The sequence below is a fragment of the Halopseudomonas sp. 4NH20-0008 genome (assembly GCF_057548395.1).
On sequence record NZ_BAAJMD010000010.1, the window covers coordinates 14,442 to 30,674 of the forward strand.

Consider the following 16,233-nt stretch of genomic DNA (forward strand, 5'->3'; position numbering starts at 1 on the left):
TTATTGCACCTGTTTGTTAAGCATTTGGTGTAACGGTGAACTGTTACATCCTCTTGCAACAAAGCTGTGCAGAGTGGCTGGCAACCGGGCGCGAACTTTATCAGCTTCGCATTCGTTTGGGAAGGCCCCAAACACACAGCTACCAGTACCAGTCATCTTGGCTTCACAATAATTGTCAAGCAAGATCAACGCGTTACGTATTTCCGGGTAACGCGCCTCAGCAACCGGCAAACAGTCGTTTTTGCCGCCTTGGCTAAGGAAGGTCGCTAATGTAATGGGCTGGGTATCACGCGTCAACCTCTGATCGGAAAAAATCTCCGCTGTACTGACCTCGCAGGCCGGTACCAGGACCAGATACCAGGGTTCATCAAGGGTTACCGGGGTCAGTTGCTCACCCACACCCTCTGCCCAGGCCGCCTGGCCCTTGACGAACACGGGTACATCGGCGCCCAGCTGCATGCCAAGCTCGGCCAGTTGATCCAGACTCAGGTCGGTTTGCCACAAGTGGTTCAGGCCGACCAGCGTGGTCGCGGCATCCGAGCTGCCGCCACCCAGACCGCCACCCATGGGCAACTGTTTGTGTAGCCGGATATCAACGCCCAGCCTGGTGCCGCTGTGCTGTTGCAGCAACTTTGCAGCCCGGGTAATCAGATTATCAGCAGCGGACACGCCGGGCAGGGTGCTGTGCAGCAGGATCTGGCTGTCATCTCGAAGGCTGAAATCCAGCGTGTCGGCATGATCAATAAACTGAAACAGGGTCTGCAGCTGGTGGTAGCCGTCAGCACGACGTCCGGTGATATGCAGGAACAAATTCAGTTTGGCCGGGGCAGGCAGGCTCAGGCTGTTGCGGCGTGAACTCATGGCTGACGGCCTGGCTCCCACTGGGTGACCACCAGGGTCAGCAGTACATCGTGACCGGACAATTGCAGGCGTTGTGGCAGTTGCATGCCGTCGACCTGTTGGTAACGGCTGTATTCGATTATCCAGCCAGCCTGACTGAGCCTCGCCAGGCGGCTTTCGGTATCCAGTAGCAGGCGGCTGGTACTGTCCGGAGACGGCAGTCCACGGACCCACCATAGCAGGTGCTCTACCGGCAGGCGCCAGCCAATCTGCTGTTCCAGCAAGTCTTCTGCGGAGTGCGCGTAAAGCGCGGGTTGGCCGGCCATTTCCAGCGTTACCCCGTCAGGGCTGCCTTGCAGGCGAGTCGCGCCACGGCCGAGTGGGCCGGACAGGCGAATATCGTAATTCTTCTTTTGTTGCAGCCAGGTCAGCGTACCGCTGGCGTTTTCGTTTGGCGCGCGGACGCCGATCTTGCCCTGCAGCACCCAATTTTCCAGTGGCAGAATACTTTGGCGGTGGGTTTGCCAGGCGGCGGCATCACCACCAAATTCCAGGGTTTCGCGTTTATGCAGGCTGCTACAGGCTGACAACAACACCAGCAAGGCAATCAGCATCAGGGGGCGTAAGAGCAACATTATTCAGCAGCTTCCAGTCGTTGGCGGGTTGAACGTACCAGCGGACTATCTGAGTCCTTTTCCAGTGCTTCGTTCCAGATTCGCCGGGCCTCCTGGTGTTTACCTTGGTGCCAGAGCACTTCGCCAAGGTGGGCAGCTACTTCCTGGTCGGGAAAGGCGGCATAGGCCTGGCGCAGATACTGCTCGGCAAGGTCCAGATTGCCAAGGCGGAAATGTACCCAGCCAAGGCTGTCAGTGATGGCAGGATCGTCAGGGCTGAGTTGTGCGGCCCGCTCTATCATGGCCAGCGCTTCGTCGAGGCGTTCGTTGCGGTCTGCCAGGGTGTAACCCAGTGCGTTCAGAGCCGAGGCGTTATCCGGGTCAAGCAGCAGGACCTGTCGTAGATCGGCTTCAAGTTGTTCCGGCTGGCCCAATTGTTCAGCCAACAACGCCCTGGTGTAGAGCAGATTACTGTCCTGCTCGAATTGGTTCAGCGCCTGGTTGACCCGCTGCATGGCGATATTGGGGTGGTGAGTAAACAGGCTTTCAATCTCGATCAGGTAGAGCTGCAGGGCGAGATCGGGGTTAAGGCTGCGATCATCACTCAGTAGCACCGCCAGTTGGTCCGTCTGCCCCTGCTCGCTGAGCAGTTGGCTGATACGCAGGCGTGCGGTCAGAAAGTCGCGCCCGGACTTGACCTCGCGCCAGGCCGCAATGGCCTTGTCCTGTTGTTGCAATTCAAGGTAGGCCACGCCCAGATGATAGCGTGCGGTATCGTTTTCAGGCTCCAGGCTGAGTAACTGTTCGAAATGCTCAACGGCGTTTTCGAATTGACCCGCTTCAAGGCTGATCAGCGCCAGGGATAGCAACAGCTCGGTATCCGCCGGATTCTGTTCGGACAGCAGTGCGAACTGGGCGCTGGCGGCATCGAGTTCACCGTTGCTGACCAGAATTCGGGCTAACAGCAGGCGCATACGGTTGTCGTCCGGCTTGTCCAGCAGACCCTGATGGAGTAGCTGAATCGCTGCCGGGTTGTCACCGCTGTCTGCCAACAGGCGCGCGTGTAGCATGCGTGACTGTGGCTCGGCGGCAGCCAGAGGATTGTTTTCAAGTAATGTCAGCGCCTCGTCCCCGCGTTCTTCCTGTTGCAGTAGCAGCGCGCTGGCAAACAGCAATTGTGGGTTATCGGGGTAGCGTTGGCGCAGCTTGGTCAGGCTGGTGAGCATGGCCTGGCGAGTTGGGCTGTCAGTTTGTGCCGCAGTCAGGGCGAGAAAGTCGAAATGCGTCTCGCCTTGCATGCTGAGCACGTTCTCCATGGCCTGCATGGCCAGCTCATGCTGGCCGGCACGGGCTTGATGCAGAGCCACTGAACGGAAGGCATCGGGATTGTCCGGGGCAACCTCGGCCCACAGTAGAGCCATTTCCAGTGCCGGTGCCTGGGCGCCCAGAAACTCGGCAACCCGCAAGGCGCGCTCGATGATGCCGGCGTCACGGGTCTGGTGGGCCTGCAGTAGATAATTGCCCAGCGCGATATCATAACGGTTACGCTGGCCGGCAATTTCAGCGGTCAACAGATCGTAGAGCGTTTCCTTGGGGAAGGGTGCATACACCACGGGCACATCCGTTGTTGACGGCGAGGCGCTGGATGGTTCTGGCGTCGGCTCTGGTGTCGGTGGCTGGCTGACGCAGGCGCTCAGCAGCAGGGCAAGGGACAGGGCCAGCAGGGGGCGATGAAATGATGCCTTCATGGGTGCTCGGGTCTGTTCAGGCGGAGCCGTCATCATGACACAGGATGGCGAGCAAACCCACTGGCCGAAGGGAATTGATCGGCACTGGCATACATAGGACAATTGCACGCTTAGTTCACATTAATGGGGCATCATGGGCTTCCTTGCATTCGGGATTAATCACAGGACCGCCGCAGTGGATGTGCGCGAACGCGTGGCATTTGCTCCTGAACGGTTGGCTGATGCGTTGCAGCGCCTGCGTGATGAGACCCAGACCCAGGAGGTCGCCATTCTGTCGACCTGCAACCGCACGGAAATCTATTGTGCGCAGGATCATCCTGATGCCGAGCGCCTGCTGAACTGGATGGCCGGTTATCATGGTTTGTCCCCGGACGAGTTGCGCCGTTGCAGCTACCTGCACAGCGACACTGGTGCGGTCAGTCACATGATGCGTGTCGCCGCCGGGCTCGATTCCATGGTCCTGGGTGAGCCGCAGATTCTCGGACAGATGAAGGATGCCTGGCAGGCTGCGCGCAGTGCGGGGACCCTCGGGCCCTACCTCGACCGTCTGTTCCAGAGTACCTTCAACACGGCGAAACAGGTGCGCACGGATACGGCCATCGGTGAAAATCCGGTGTCGGTAGCCTTTGCGGCGGTCAGTCTGTCGCGGCAGATCTTTTCCGATCTGCGCCGTAGTACCGCGCTACTGATTGGTGCGGGTGAAACCATCGGTCTGGTTGCCCGGCACCTGTTCGAGCAGGGCGTGGGGCGCATCATTGTTGCCAACCGTACGCTGGAACGCGCACAGCTGCTCAGTGAAGCCTTGGGTGCCGATGCGATTTTGCTCAATCAGATTCCCGATGTGCTGTCCCAGTGCGACATCATTATAAGCTCCACTGCCAGCCCCCTGCCGATTCTCGGAAAAGGGGCGGTCGAACGCGCACTCAAACAACGCCGGCACAAGCCCATGTTCATGGTCGATATTGCCGTGCCGCGGGATATTGAACCCGAGGTGGGTGAGTTGGCCGATGTCTATCTGTATACCGTGGATGACCTGCACGAGGTCATTGAAGACAATTTGCGCTCCCGCCAGGATGCTGCTCAGGCGGCTGAACGTCTGGTCGATCAGGGCGCTGGCGAGTTCATGCAGCGGCTGCGTGCACTGGCGGCAGTGGACGTATTGCGGCGTTACCGACTCAAGGCCGAACAACTGCGCGATCAGGAATTGCTGAAGGCCCAGGCGCGTCTGGAGCGCGGCGCTGATCCGGCGCTGGTGCTGGCAGAAATGGCGCGTGCGCTGACCAACAAGCTGCTGCACGATCCCAGTGTGCAGCTCAAACAGATGAGTGCCGAGGGCCGTGCCGAGGCCCTGGCACTGGCCCAGGAGCTATTTGCCCTGGATGATGACGAGAGCATACAAGGCGAATCATGAAGGCATCCCTGTTAAACCGTCTGGACAGCATGCAACAGCGTTTCGAAGAATTGTCGGCGCTGCTCAGTGAAGCGGAGGTGATTGCCGAGCAAAATCGTTTCCGTGCCTATTCCAAGGAATATGCCGAACTGGATGCGACCATGCAGTGCTATGCCGACTGGCAGAAGGTCGCCGCTGACCTGGAGGAGGCGCGCAGCCTGCTCAAGGACGCTGATGCGGATTTGCGCGCCATGGCTGAAGAGGATGCCGCCGACTGTGCCGAGCGTCTCGAGGCTCTGGAGGAACAGCTTAACCTGCTGTTGTTACCACGCGATCCGAATGACGAGCGCAACGTCTTTCTTGAAGTCCGCGCCGGCACTGGCGGTGATGAAGCTGCGATTTTTGCTGGTGACCTGTTCCGTATGTACAGCAAATATGCTGAGCAGCAGGGCTGGCGCATCGAGATACTGTCCGAGAACGGTGGCGAGCACGGCGGCTTCAAAGAGGTCATTGCCCGGGTCGAAGGTCAGGGCGTGTACGCCCGGCTGAAATTCGAGTCCGGCGCCCACCGGGTTCAGCGCGTGCCGGCGACCGAGTCACAGGGCCGCATTCATACCTCGGCCTGCACCGTGGCGATTATGCCCGAACCGGATGAACAGGCGCAGATCGATATCAACCCGGCGGACCTGCGGGTCGATACCTATCGTTCCTCGGGCGCCGGTGGTCAGCATGTGAACAAGACCGACTCGGCGATTCGTCTGACCCATTTGCCCACCGGTATTGTGGTCGAGTGTCAGGAAGAGCGCTCCCAACACAAGAACCGCGCCAAGGCCATGAGCCTGCTGCAGGCCAAGCTTGATACCCAGCAACGTGATGCCCAGGAAAAGGAGCTGTCCGATACCCGCCGCGCATTGGTCGGCTCGGGTGACCGCTCCGAGCGCATCCGTACCTATAACTTCCCCCAGGGCCGAGTTACCGATCATCGCATCAATCTGACTCTCTACAGTCTCGACGACGTGATACAAGGGCAGTTGGATCAGGTGATCGAGCCGCTGCGCCGCGAATACCAGGCCGACCAACTGGCCAGTCTGGAACTGGTCTGATGCCAAACATCGGTGAACTGCTGGTCACAGCACAGCTGCCGGAATCAGACACCGGGCTTTTGGATGTCGAGCTGCTGCTGGCCCGGGTGCTGGGCAAGTCGCGCAGCTATTTGCATACCTGGCCCGACAAGCAGCTGTCGGCGGGTCAGTTGGAGGCCCTGAATGCCTTGCTTGAGCGGCGTCGACAGGGCGAGCCGATTGCCTACCTGCTCGGGCGTCAGGGTTTCTGGACTCTTGATCTGGAGGTCAGTCCGGCGACTCTGATTCCGCGTGCCGATACCGAACGGCTGGTTGAGGTTGCGCTGGAGTTGGCGCCTTCTTCAAAGGCCCGTGTGCTGGACCTGGGCACGGGCACCGGCGCCATTGCTCTGGCGCTGGCTTCGGAACGACCTGGCTGGACTATTCTCGGTTGTGACCTGCAACCCGAGGCGCTGGCGCTGGCGTTGGACAATCGTCAGCAGACCGGTTTGGCCGCTGTCGACTTTGTCTGCAGTGACTGGTTTTCTGCCTTGCAGGGCCAGGTGTTTGATCTGATCGTCAGTAACCCGCCCTATATTGCCAGCGACGACCCGCATCTGGCACAGGGCGATGTGCGCTTCGAACCAGCCAGTGCCCTGGTCAGCGGCAAGGACGGGCTGGATGCCATACGTCATATCATCGCCAGTGCCCCGGACCATCTGGCTCCTGGTGGCTGGCTGTTGATCGAGCACGGCTGGCAGCAGGGTGATGCCGTGCGTGGCTTGTTGCAAACCCAGGGCTTTACCGCGGTGCAATCCTGGCAGGATTTGTCCGGACACCCGCGTGTCAGTGGAGGGCAATGGCATGGATGACCAGCAGCTGCTGCGTTACAGCAGGCAGATACTGCTGGCACAGGTCGATATTGAGGGCCAACAGCGGCTGCTTGACAGCCGGGTGCTGATTGTCGGCCTGGGTGGGCTGGGCGCCCCGGTAGCGCTCTATCTGGCTGCAGCCGGAATCGGTGAGTTGCATCTGGCTGACCATGACAGTGTTGATCTGAGCAATCTGCAGCGGCAGATCATTCATGCCCAGGCCGATATCGGTCGGCCCAAGGTGCAATCCGCGGCACAGCGCCTGCAGGCACTGAACCCGACAGTTCGGGTGCTGACCCACGCGCAGGCATTGGCTGATCAATCGCTGCGTGATGCCGTTGCTGGTGTGGATCTGGTATTGGACTGTTCGGATAATTTTGCCACGCGTCAGGCGGTGAATGCCGCCTGTGTCGCAGCGCGTGTGCCGCTGGTCAGTGGTGCTGCCATTCGGCTCGAGGGCCAGCTCAGCGTGTTTGATTCGCGCCTGACCGATAGCCCCTGCTACCAGTGCCTGTATGGCGCCGGCGATGATGTCGCCCTAAGCTGTAGCGAAGCCGGCGTGCTTGGCCCTCTGGTGGGGCTGGTTGGCAGCCTGCAGGCATTGGAAGCGATCAAGGTGCTGGTTGGTTTCGGCGAGCCCTTGATTGGCCGCCTGCTGTTGATTGATGCACTGGGCTCGCGTTTCCGTGAAATGCGCGTGCGCCGCGACCCTGCCTGCAGCTGTTGTGGTACGGCAGATGAATGACAGTCCGGTCGGGGTATTTGATTCAGGGGTCGGCGGCCTGTCGGTCCTGGCCGAAATTCGCTGTCAGTTGCCCGCTGAGTCGCTTCTCTATGTGGCGGACAGTGCGCACGTTCCATACGGCGAGAAAAGCCCGGAAATGATTCGCCAGCGCAGCCGGGCGATTGCCGCTTTCCTGCTGGAGCGCGGCGCCAAGGCGCTGGTGCTGGCCTGCAATACCGCGACCGCCGCCGCTGTCAATGATCTGCGCAGTCTCTATGATCTGCCGATTATCGGCATGGAGCCGGCGGTCAAGCCGGCGGCCCTGGCCACGCGGACCGGTGTGGTCGGGGTGCTGGCGACCACAGGCACCCTGCAGAGCGCCAAGTTCGCCGCCTTGCTTGACCGCTTTGCCGGGTCGGTCAAGGTTATCACCCAGCCGTGCCCAGGCCTGGTTGAACTGATCGAGCGGGGTGAGTTACAAGGTCCGCGCCTCGAAGCATTGCTTCAGGATTTTACCCAGCCGTTGCTGGCGCAGGGCTGTGACACCTTGATCCTCGGCTGTACCCACTATCCCTTTGTACGCCAGGTTTTGCAGTCCATGCTGCCGGGTGTGACTCTGATTGACACTGCTGGCGCAGTAGCCAGACGACTGGCGGAACGTCTGCAGGTCAACGAGCTGCTGGCGACAGGGCCCGCTCGAGCTACCGCGTTCTGGAGCAGTAGTGATCCGCATGGCATGCAAGCCTTACTGCCGCTGTTATGGGGGCAACATGCCGAGGTAGACTTGCTGCCGGTCTGATGTTGACTATATTTTCAATACGCTACTTTCTGTTAAAAGCCTGTTAAGGAACGTCCCATGTTGAAATCCCAGCTTCGGCTGATCGCCTGTGCAGCGCTGCTGTGTTCGGCTCCCGCTGTCATGTCGCAAACCTCGTTCACGCTGGAAGCGGGGCACAGTTCGGAATCGGATACTACTTATCGTGCCAGCCTGCAGTTCGACTTTGGCCGCACTCTGTGGCAGAGCCAGTCTGGCTCCATGCAGCTGGGTGGCTATTGGGATGCGGGCTTCACGCACTGGGAGCGGGCCAATATCAATACTGTGTCGCTGACGCCGATGTTTCAATTGAACTTCAGCGCGTCTGGGCGGCGTTTCACGCCTTTCCTGGAGGGTGGCATTGGTGTGGCGTTGTTCTCTGAAACGCGCTTCCCGACCAATACCGATATTGCCAGCCGTTTTCAGTTCGAGGATGTGCTTGGCGCCGGTGTGCGCCTGCCATCGGGTAGTGAGCTTGGTTTGCGCTGGTATCACTATTCCAATGCCGGCATAAAGCAGCCCAATATGGGCGTCGAGAAGACCGCTGTGTATTTCCGCATGCCGTTCTGAATGCTATTCAGACGAATACCCGTCTGATGTGACGTCGCTTCTTCACCCTCTTTCAGGGGTTTGACGCAGCCGCAACTGTTCTCGATAAAGATGGGCAAAACCGTGCAGTAATGGAAAGACGATCGCCCAGATACCGGCCAGCAACAGCGCGCTGGATGTTGGTCCCAGAGGCAGACCTACGTCAGCCATAGCAGCACCGGCAAAGTACGAGAAGGGTCCCGATACGGCCCCCAGCAAGGCGGCCAGCCAGATCGGTTTGGCCGTCCAGGCCAGGCAATGATTCAGCGTGGTAGCCAGCAGTGCCCAGAGGGTGACCAGCCAGAGCGGTGCCAGCGGAGAATCACCGGGAAAGCGAAACACGCCCATCTGTAACAGAAAGGAGTCCAGGGCGGCCCCAGCCAGCATGACGCTTATGACCAGTTTGCCTTCTGCCGCCCAGCTGCTGACCCAGAAAAAGTGGATCAGCAAGGCGGCCAAAGGGATCAGCAGCCAGAGACTGTTACCGCCCAGCACGCAGGCAAACCAGCCGGCCTGGAACAGCAGTGCGTTGGCCAGCAGTTTGAGGCGCATGTCAGGCTCCCAATTCATACAGGTTGAGTTCCGGTCGGGCGTTGGGCTTGCTCAGCAGAATCTGAGCGGTGCCGATCGAGCGCTCAATGAAGCCGCCTTCGCAATAGCACAGATAAAACTCCCAGAGCCGGAAAAAGTAGTCATCATATCCGAGATGCTCAAGATGGCCGCGGGCATTCTTCAGGTTGTCGTGCCAGATCCGCAGTGTGCGCGCGTAATGGCTGCCAATATCTTCCAGGTGCAGCATGGACAGATCGGTATGACGGCGTGTCAGCTCGCCCACCAGACTGACCGAGGGTAGAGAGCCGCCGGGGAAGATATAGCGCTGGATAAAGTCGACACTGCGGCGGGCCTGGTCGTAGCGCTGATCGCGTATGGTGATGGCCTGCAACAGCATCATGCCATGTGGCTTGAGCAGTTTGGCGCAGGTCTCGAAGTAGGTACGGAAGTAGGCGTGACCGACGGCTTCGACCATTTCGATCGATACCAATTTGTCATAGGTGCCGGTCAGTTCGCGGTAGTCCTGCAACAACAGGGTCACTCGATCCTGCAGTCCCAGCGCCTCGACCTTGGCGGTGGCATAGGCGAGCTGTTCGCGCGATAGCGTGGTGGTGGTTACCCGGCAGCCATAATGCTGGGCCGCATAGATCGCCATGCTGCCCCAGCCGGTACCGATTTCCAGCAGGTGATCCTCGGGCTTGAGCTCCAGTTTGCGGCAGATGCGTTCGAGTTTGTTCAGTTGCGCCTGTTCCAGATTGTCCGAATCCGGTGGAAACACGGCGGCCGAATACATCATGGTCGGGTCAAGGAAGTTTTCAAACAGGTCATTACCCAGGTCATAGTGCGCCTGAATATTGCGCCGGGAACCCTTGAGCGTGTTGCGGTTGAGCCAGTGCAGCAGTTTAAGGGCCGGCAGGCCAAGGCGTGCCAGCCCCTTTTCCATGGCATCCAGCACATCCAGGTTGCGCACGAAGATCTTGGTTACCGCGGTCAGGTCCGGGGTAGTCCAGTAACCATGAATATAGGCCTCGCCTGAACCGATGCTGCCGTTGCTGGCAATCAGCGGGTAGGCCGCCTGGCTGTGCACATGGATTTCAGCGTGCAGGCCATCGGCGTCGGCCTGGCCAAAATGCATGGCCTGGCCCCGGTCGTGGATGGTCAGGGTGCCGCGCTGCAGCGCCTTGAGCTGGCGCAGCACCAACTGGCGGCTGAGGCGCACCAGCCAGCTGTTGCGGGTTTTATCCTCTGGACTGGCTTCTCGGGTATTGCCGAGCAAGGCCATTGTGCGCTCGCGGGCGTCAGGCTTGACCGCATCACAACAGCTGGCGGCTGATTCAGACCTGTTGGCTTTCATCGGACTGCTCCTTAACCTGAATGGCGGTGGTTGCCACAGCGCTCAGCGGTGGCGAACGATGATCAAATATCGGTGTGCGCTTGATGGCCAGGCGCAAGGCTTGCCAGTAAATCCCTATGACGGTCTTGGCGACCATAAAGGGGAATGACAGTGCTTCACGGCGCAGCAAGCTGGCACTGAGCGGATTACGTGACAGGGTCAGGGTGGCATCGAACAGCTTGCTGTCGCCCTGCCAATCCTCCATATGCACCAGTAGCGATTGCTGCGGTTGGTTGAAGCGCATGCGGTAGTGCAGCTCGGCTGGCAGAAAGGGCGAGACATGAAAGGCTTTGTCCAACTCGAAGTGCTGCAGGGCCTGGCTGCTGTCAGTGGCCATGACGTAACAGAAACGCTCACGCCAGGGTGTGTTGGAGACCTCGGCAATAATGGCTCGCAGTTGTCCAGCGGCGTCATGGCAGTAGAAGAACGACACCGGGTTGAACAACATGCCGAAGCTGCGTACCTGGGTCAGCAGTCGAACCGGGCCGTGCAGATCCAGACCCAGTTGGGTCAGCACCAGACGTTGGGCTGACTGTTGCAGTGATTCTCCCGGCTGGCGATGCTGGGTCAGGTAGTCGGCTTCACGAAAGCGCATGGGCGACCACCAGCGGCCGGACCATAGCCCACTCATGGAAAACACCTCGGCCTGCTCCTGTAGATCCAGCCACAGCAAGCTGATGCGGTAGTTGAAGGCATGTTTGCGCGGGGCATGTCGGCGGTGCCGAACCTGCCCGGTATAGAGCGCACTATGCAGTGACATCAGAGCGACTCTCCCAAGGCGCTGGTAACGCGTAGTGCACTGACCACGCCATCCTCATGGAAGCCGTTGGCCCAGTAGGCGCCGCAGTAATAGGTATGCTGTTCACCGAGCAGTTCCTGCCAGCGCGCCTGGGCAGCACTGGCGGCCAAGCTGAACTGCGGGTGGGCATAGGTGAAACGGGCAAGGATTTGCTTCGGGTCTATGGCCTCGGTCTGGTTCAGGCTGACGCAGAAGGTGGTGTCCGATTCGATACCCTGCAGAATGTTCATGTTGTAGGTCACCGCCGCTGGGCGTTCAACCGCCTGACCAAGGCGGTAGTTCCAGCTGGCCCAGGCCAGCTTGCGTTTAGGTAGCAGGCGGGTGTCGGTGTGCAATACAACGTCGTTGTCGGCATAGCCGATGGCGCCGAGGATATCGCGTTCGGCGTCACTGGGGTCGGCCAGCATGGCCAGCGCCTGATCGCTGTGGCAGGCCAGAATGACCTTGTCGAAGTGCTCTTCGCCACGCGCACTGATCAGCGTGACGCCCTGGTCGTCGCGGCGAATCTGCTGCACCGGACAGTTCAGCAGGATGTTGTCGCGAAAGGGCTCGATCAGCGGCTTGATGTAGGCGCTAGAGCCACCCTTGATGACCCGCCATTGAGGGCGATCACTGACCGACAGCAAACCATGGTTGCGGAAGAAGCGCACGAAAAACTGCAACGGAAAAGCCAGCATGTCTGCCAGTGACATGGACCAGATGGCCGCGCCCATGGGAATGATGTAATGGTCAATAAAGCGTTGGCCATAGCCTTTGCTCTTGAGGTACTCACCCAGGGTGATGTCGGCTTGAATACTGCCCTTGTCCAGTTCGGCCATGGCCTCGCGGTTGAAGCGCAAAATGTCCCTGACCATGCCGATGAAGGCTGGTGAAAACAGGTTGCTGCGCTGGGCAAAAAGACTATTGATGCTATGACCGTTGTACTCCAGTCCACTGGCCGGGTCATGAACGGAGAAGCTCATCTCGGTCTCCCGTGAACTGACCCCGATCTGATCCATCAGGCGAATAAAGTTCGGGTAGGTCCAGTCATTGAACACGATGAAGCCGGTATCCACGGCATACTGGCGACCTTTGACCTCGACATCGACTGTATGGGTATGACCACCAACCCAGTCCGCCGCCTCAAATACACAGACCTCGTGCTGGCGCGACAGCAATCTGGCGCACACCAGTCCGGAAATACCTGAGCCTACAATCGCAACCCGCATCAATGCTGTTCCTTTTCTTCAGAGGGACGGGCCATGCCCTTGGTCAGGGCAAAGCGCAGACTGCCAGGCAGGCTGCCGAGCAATCGCAGTACGCCGATGAACAAACCGGGGAAGCGGATTTCACGCTTGCCCTTATGCAGGCCACGGATGATGATCTCGGCGGCCTTGTCGCTGCTGACCTGCATGGGCATCGGAAAGTCGTTGACTGCGGTCATGGGCGTTTCGACAAAACCGGGGCTGACCAGGGTAACGCCGATCTTCCATTGCGCCAGATCCAGTTCCAGTGCCTGAAACAGGTAGCGCATGGCCGCCTTTGAGGCGCCATAGGCTTCTGCCCGGGGTAGAGGCAAAAAGGTCACGCTGCTGCCAACGCCAACCAGCCGTGGCTGCTCGCCCTTGCGCAGCAGCGGTAGAGCCACTTCGATACAGTGAACGCTGCCCTGCACATTGGCCTGCATGACGCGCTGGAAAAGCGCTGAGTCGAAACGATCGACATCGACGTATTCGCAACAACCGGCATTCAGAATGGCCCAGTCCAGGGCGCCCCAGGCTTCAAGCATGGCGTCTCCGGCGGCCTTGACCTGATCAAGGTCGGTGAGGTCGGTCGGCAGAACCAGTATCTGTCCGGGGAAGCGATCGGACAGCGCTTGCAGAGGTTCAGCCCGACGCGCACTCAGAGCCAGCAGGTGGCCCTGGGCAGCCAGTTTTTCGGCCATGGTCAGGCCGATGCCGCTGGACGCGCCAGTCAGCCAGATACGTTTTTGCGCGCTCATGCCAATCTCCTTTTTAACCACTGTATCAGACTGCCAAATAGCGGAATGTGTTCATACAGCAGGGCGCCGGCATCATAATAGTCCCGGTGCCGATAGACCTTGTCATCGCGATAGGCGATAAAGCTGCAACCCGGAACGGCGATAGGCTTGCCGGATTTGAGGCGCGGATGCTGATAGGTCATGACCCAGCGCAATACTGCTTCGCCCTCGGCAAGCACATCAATCTGTTGAAAGTCGAAGTGGATTGATGTGACGTTCTCATAGAGTTGTGCGCAGTAGTGGGTCATGGCGTCCAGGCCGACAACCTCATGCAGGGGATCGGTGAAGTGTAGATCGGCATGATAAAAATCAGCCATGGACGCCAGATTGTCCTTGTTCAGTGCGGCGAACGCCTCGGCGAAATACCGGGGAAAGTCCTTGTTCATGCCGTTTCTCCCAGGTTTTTGAAGGCATCCAATGCACGTTTGCGACTGGAACCAAGGTCAACAATGGGTTTCGGGTAACTGTGGGCAGAAAACAGATCTGCTGCGGGTGGCTCATGGATCTGTTTGGCGTCGTAGTGGGCCAGTTCGGGTACCCAGGTGCGGATGAACTCGCCCTTGGGGTCAAACTTGCGCGACTGGCTGACCGGGTTGAAAATGCGGAAATACGGCGCTGCATCGGTGCCGGTAGAAGCGCTCCACTGCCAGCCACCGTTGTTAGCCGCCAGGTCACCATCAATCAGGTTGCGCATGAACCAGCGCTCACCTTCGCGCCAGTCGATCAGTAGGTTTTTTGTCAGAAACATGGCCGTCAGCATACGCAGTCGGTTATGCATCCAGCCGGTTGCCAGGAGCTGGCGCATGGCGGCATCGATGATCGGGATGCCGGTTTGACCCTGTTGCCAGGCTTGCAAGGCTGCCTTGTCGTCGCGCCAGGGCACCTGTTCCATTTCCGGACGGAAAGCGCGATGCCGTGATACGTGCGGATAGCAGACCAGGATATGCTTGTAAAACTCACGCCACAGCAGTTCGTTGATCCAGCTAACCGCGCCGGGATTACCGCTGTCGAACTCGCCGCGGTTGGCGCCGATGGCCGCATGCAGGCATTGGCGTGGCGACAGTACGCCGGCGACCAGATACGCCGAAAGCCGGCTGGTGCCATCAACGGCCGGCAGGTCGCGTGTACTGTCATAGCTCTGCATGACGTCATCGGCAAAGAGCCTCAGCCGCTCGACGGCGGCCTGTTCACCCGCTGGCCAGAGCTGGCGCTGGTCTTGGCTGACAGCGCTGAAGCCGTTAATGCTATCGGGCAATGGATCAGATTGAATGGTTGTTTCGGCCTGTATGGCTGGCTCAGGCAGACAAGCGGGAAGTCGTTCGTGCAGTTGCAGATAAGCCTTTTTGCGAAACTGACTGTAAACCTTGAACATGCCGCCGGCTTGGGTCAGCAGGCTGCCCGGGGTAAACAGGATCTGATCGGTAAAACGCTGGCAACTCAGCCCGTTATCAGTGAAATGCTGCATCACTAGATCGTCGCGCTGCTGTTCATGTATGCCATATTCGTTGTTGAAGAATAATCCCTTTGCGCCGAGCTCATTGGCCAGCGTCATGAGGCGTTGGGGTGCGTCGGTCCAGCTGTCCAGACTGATCACGCGCAGCGGTATATGCCTGTCCTGCAAGCGAAGCGTCAGCGCCTTGAGGTTACGCAGCCAGAAGTCGATCTTGATGGCCGCGTCATCATGCGCCAACCAGGTTTGTGCGCTAATCGTGCATACGGCGACAACTGGGCCTTCCAAGCTGGCGCGGTAAAGGGCGTGGTTATCCTGCAGGCGCAAGTCATTGCGCAACCAGCACAGCTGTACAGGCTTCATTGCCGACCCCCGAGGATATCCAGCAGCAGCGCATGACTTTCTGTTGCCCGTTCTTCAAGCAGGCCAAGGCCAAGCGAATGAAGCGCTTGGTGGTGAATTCTGATGGTTGGACCAGCGATCATCAGGGTTCCGGGCAGATGCGTCATCAAGGTCGGCAAATGGCGGCGCAGTTGCGCGAGCTGCAAGGATTGGCTGCTGAAAAGGACCAGCGCTTGGGGTGCTTCATGATCGGTAAGCAGTGACAGCTCACTGGCCGGAACCTCCCATTCAATTACTTCGACACGGTAGCCGGATGCACTGAGCATGAAGGCCAATAACCACATGTCCGCTTCACAGTGTTGGTCTGACAGGCTAGCCAGCAGCACGGGCGCATCATCAAGGGCATTATTGGCCTGTTGCAGGCACTGCGACAGGGTACTGTGCCACCAACCATGAAAGAAGGCTTCTTCAATGTGGCTACCGAACTGACCTTGCCAGCGATTATGCAGTTGCGCCAGCAGCGGTTCGAAAACTTCTTTGCAGAGTTCGAGTTTATCCAGGTTGAGCACATTGTCTGCAAACAGCTGATTGAGACGTACTTTGTCAAACTGCTGCAGAGCGTGGCTGTAGTGCTGGATCAGCCGCAGTGACTGTGAGCCAGTGGCGTCTTTGGGGTTGGACGGATTGTTGATCAGTTGCTTGACCTGACCGACGGCGACGCCGCGCCCAAGCCAGGTCAGAATATCCTGAATCTGGCGAACATTGGCTTCAGTGTAGAGTCGATGTCCGGTGCTGGTGCGGTGCGGCTTTATTAAACCGTAGCGGCGCTCCCAGGCCCGCAGGGTGACCGGGTTTACCCCGGTTACCTTGCTGACTTCACGGATCGGCAGCATGACGCTGGAGTTCATATCCATAGGCGTCCGGCGCTGTCGGTGGGGCGATATGGTGCGCTATAGGGTGTGAGCATGATCGACCTCTACTTATACAGCTATATGTTCCTGTATAAGATTTAGTCTACACGACGCG

General features: G+C 59.0%; 17 protein-coding genes. 6 read left to right on the forward strand and 11 right to left on the reverse strand.

The window, feature by feature from the left end; translation table 11 throughout:
• The 3 genes from ispE to AC27HQ_RS11140 are packed head-to-tail and all read right to left on the reverse strand — an operon-like array spanning nt 1 to nt 3,202.
• Entirely contained in the window at nt 1–861 is an 861-nt protein-coding gene (ispE, locus tag AC27HQ_RS11130) for a 4-(cytidine 5'-diphospho)-2-C-methyl-D-erythritol kinase (protein ID WP_487156239.1), read from the reverse strand.
• Nucleotides 858–1,475 (reverse strand): lipoprotein insertase outer membrane protein LolB, encoded by a 618-nt coding sequence (gene lolB, locus AC27HQ_RS11135; protein ID WP_487156240.1) that lies wholly within the window; start codon nt 1,473–1,475, stop codon nt 858–860. Before lolB ends, ispE begins: the two co-directional genes overlap by 4 nt.
• Nucleotides 1,475–3,202 (reverse strand): tetratricopeptide repeat protein, encoded by a 1,728-nt coding sequence (locus tag AC27HQ_RS11140; protein ID WP_487156241.1) that lies wholly within the window; start codon nt 3,200–3,202, stop codon nt 1,475–1,477. The genes lolB and AC27HQ_RS11140 overlap by 1 nt, the downstream gene beginning before the upstream one ends.
• 133 nt (nt 3,203–3,335) lie before the next feature.
• Here AC27HQ_RS11140 and hemA point away from each other — a divergent pair, with 133 nt between their 5' ends.
• From hemA to AC27HQ_RS11170, 6 genes are read left to right on the forward strand one after another with little or no spacing between them, the layout of a single operon-like run.
• A complete protein-coding gene (gene hemA, locus AC27HQ_RS11145) occupies nt 3,336–4,613 on the forward strand; it encodes a glutamyl-tRNA reductase (protein WP_487156242.1) in 1,278 nt (425 codons plus the stop codon).
• Nucleotides 4,610–5,695: a peptide chain release factor 1 gene (prfA, locus tag AC27HQ_RS11150; protein ID WP_487156243.1), complete on the forward strand. Its 1,086-nt coding sequence runs from the start codon at nt 4,610–4,612 to the stop codon at nt 5,693–5,695. Before hemA ends, prfA begins: the two co-directional genes overlap by 4 nt.
• The gene (prmC, locus tag AC27HQ_RS11155) at nt 5,695–6,525 is read left to right on the forward strand and encodes a peptide chain release factor N(5)-glutamine methyltransferase (RefSeq protein ID WP_487156244.1); all 831 of its coding nucleotides are present in this window, start codon (nt 5,695–5,697) and stop codon (nt 6,523–6,525) included. Before prfA ends, prmC begins: the two co-directional genes overlap by 1 nt.
• Complete coding sequence (locus AC27HQ_RS11160) at nt 6,518–7,270, forward strand: molybdopterin-synthase adenylyltransferase MoeB (RefSeq protein ID WP_487156245.1); 753 nt, start codon at nt 6,518–6,520, stop codon at nt 7,268–7,270. Before prmC ends, AC27HQ_RS11160 begins: the two co-directional genes overlap by 8 nt.
• Nucleotides 7,263–8,048, forward strand: coding sequence for a glutamate racemase (gene murI, locus AC27HQ_RS11165; RefSeq protein ID WP_487156246.1), 786 nt, complete (start codon nt 7,263–7,265; stop codon nt 8,046–8,048). Before AC27HQ_RS11160 ends, murI begins: the two co-directional genes overlap by 8 nt.
• A 57-nt stretch (nt 8,049–8,105) precedes the next feature.
• Nucleotides 8,106–8,633, forward strand: a complete 528-nt coding sequence (locus tag AC27HQ_RS11170) for an acyloxyacyl hydrolase (protein ID WP_487156247.1) — start codon at nt 8,106–8,108, stop codon at nt 8,631–8,633.
• Between the two features lie 42 nt (nt 8,634–8,675).
• Here AC27HQ_RS11170 and AC27HQ_RS11175 read toward each other — a convergent pair whose 3' ends face one another.
• The 8 genes from AC27HQ_RS11175 to AC27HQ_RS11210 are packed head-to-tail and all read right to left on the reverse strand — an operon-like array spanning nt 8,676 to nt 16,121.
• Nucleotides 8,676–9,203, reverse strand: coding sequence for a DUF2878 domain-containing protein (locus AC27HQ_RS11175; RefSeq protein WP_487156248.1), 528 nt, complete (start codon nt 9,201–9,203; stop codon nt 8,676–8,678).
• A 1-nt stretch (nt 9,204) separates the two neighbouring features.
• The gene (locus tag AC27HQ_RS11180) at nt 9,205–10,485 is read right to left on the reverse strand and encodes a class I SAM-dependent methyltransferase (RefSeq protein ID WP_487156368.1); all 1,281 of its coding nucleotides are present in this window, start codon (nt 10,483–10,485) and stop codon (nt 9,205–9,207) included.
• 52 nt (nt 10,486–10,537) lie between these two features.
• On the reverse strand, nt 10,538–11,350 hold the full coding sequence (locus AC27HQ_RS11185; protein ID WP_487156369.1) for a DUF1365 domain-containing protein: 813 nt from the start codon (nt 11,348–11,350) through the stop codon (nt 10,538–10,540).
• 5 nt (nt 11,351–11,355) lie between these two features.
• Complete coding sequence (locus AC27HQ_RS11190; RefSeq protein ID WP_487156249.1) at nt 11,356–12,603, reverse strand: NAD(P)/FAD-dependent oxidoreductase; 1,248 nt, start codon at nt 12,601–12,603, stop codon at nt 11,356–11,358.
• On the reverse strand, nt 12,603–13,376 hold the full coding sequence (locus AC27HQ_RS11195; RefSeq protein ID WP_487156250.1) for an SDR family NAD(P)-dependent oxidoreductase: 774 nt from the start codon (nt 13,374–13,376) through the stop codon (nt 12,603–12,605). The genes AC27HQ_RS11190 and AC27HQ_RS11195 overlap by 1 nt, the downstream gene beginning before the upstream one ends.
• Complete coding sequence (locus AC27HQ_RS11200; RefSeq protein ID WP_487156251.1) at nt 13,373–13,801, reverse strand: nuclear transport factor 2 family protein; 429 nt, start codon at nt 13,799–13,801, stop codon at nt 13,373–13,375. Before AC27HQ_RS11200 ends, AC27HQ_RS11195 begins: the two co-directional genes overlap by 4 nt.
• Nucleotides 13,798–15,228 carry a deoxyribodipyrimidine photo-lyase gene (gene phrB / locus AC27HQ_RS11205; protein ID WP_487156252.1) on the reverse strand — a complete coding sequence of 477 codons (1,431 nt, stop codon included), beginning with the start codon at nt 15,226–15,228 and terminating at the stop codon, nt 13,798–13,800. Before phrB ends, AC27HQ_RS11200 begins: the two co-directional genes overlap by 4 nt.
• Nucleotides 15,225–16,121: a MerR family transcriptional regulator gene (locus AC27HQ_RS11210; RefSeq protein ID WP_487156253.1), complete on the reverse strand. Its 897-nt coding sequence runs from the start codon at nt 16,119–16,121 to the stop codon at nt 15,225–15,227. The genes phrB and AC27HQ_RS11210 overlap by 4 nt, the downstream gene beginning before the upstream one ends.
• Nucleotides 16,122–16,233 lie beyond the last annotated feature (112 nt).

Bases quoted from the DNA above. Each gene is read 5' to 3' on its own strand.
- ispE (WP_487156239.1), bottom strand. From the start codon at position 861: ATGAGTTCACGCCGCAACAGCCTGAGCCTGCCTGCCCCGGCCAAACTG.
- lolB (WP_487156240.1), bottom strand. From the start codon at position 1,475: ATGTTGCTCTTACGCCCCCTGATGCTGATTGCCTTGCTGGTGTTGTTG.
- AC27HQ_RS11140 (WP_487156241.1), bottom strand. From the start codon at position 3,202: ATGAAGGCATCATTTCATCGCCCCCTGCTGGCCCTGTCCCTTGCCCTG.
- hemA (WP_487156242.1), top strand. From the start codon at position 3,336: ATGGGCTTCCTTGCATTCGGGATTAATCACAGGACCGCCGCAGTGGAT.
- prfA (WP_487156243.1), top strand. From the start codon at position 4,610: ATGAAGGCATCCCTGTTAAACCGTCTGGACAGCATGCAACAGCGTTTC.
- prmC (WP_487156244.1), top strand. From the start codon at position 5,695: ATGCCAAACATCGGTGAACTGCTGGTCACAGCACAGCTGCCGGAATCA.
- AC27HQ_RS11160 (WP_487156245.1), top strand. From the start codon at position 6,518: ATGGATGACCAGCAGCTGCTGCGTTACAGCAGGCAGATACTGCTGGCA.
- murI (WP_487156246.1), top strand. From the start codon at position 7,263: ATGAATGACAGTCCGGTCGGGGTATTTGATTCAGGGGTCGGCGGCCTG.
- AC27HQ_RS11170 (WP_487156247.1), top strand. From the start codon at position 8,106: ATGTTGAAATCCCAGCTTCGGCTGATCGCCTGTGCAGCGCTGCTGTGT.
- AC27HQ_RS11175 (WP_487156248.1), bottom strand. From the start codon at position 9,203: ATGCGCCTCAAACTGCTGGCCAACGCACTGCTGTTCCAGGCCGGCTGG.
- AC27HQ_RS11180 (WP_487156368.1), bottom strand. From the start codon at position 10,485: ATGGCCTTGCTCGGCAATACCCGAGAAGCCAGTCCAGAGGATAAAACC.
- AC27HQ_RS11190 (WP_487156249.1), bottom strand. From the start codon at position 12,603: ATGCGGGTTGCGATTGTAGGCTCAGGTATTTCCGGACTGGTGTGCGCC.
- AC27HQ_RS11195 (WP_487156250.1), bottom strand. From the start codon at position 13,376: ATGAGCGCGCAAAAACGTATCTGGCTGACTGGCGCGTCCAGCGGCATC.
- AC27HQ_RS11200 (WP_487156251.1), bottom strand. From the start codon at position 13,801: ATGAACAAGGACTTTCCCCGGTATTTCGCCGAGGCGTTCGCCGCACTG.
- phrB (WP_487156252.1), bottom strand. From the start codon at position 15,228: ATGAAGCCTGTACAGCTGTGCTGGTTGCGCAATGACTTGCGCCTGCAG.
- AC27HQ_RS11210 (WP_487156253.1), bottom strand. From the start codon at position 16,121: ATGGATATGAACTCCAGCGTCATGCTGCCGATCCGTGAAGTCAGCAAG.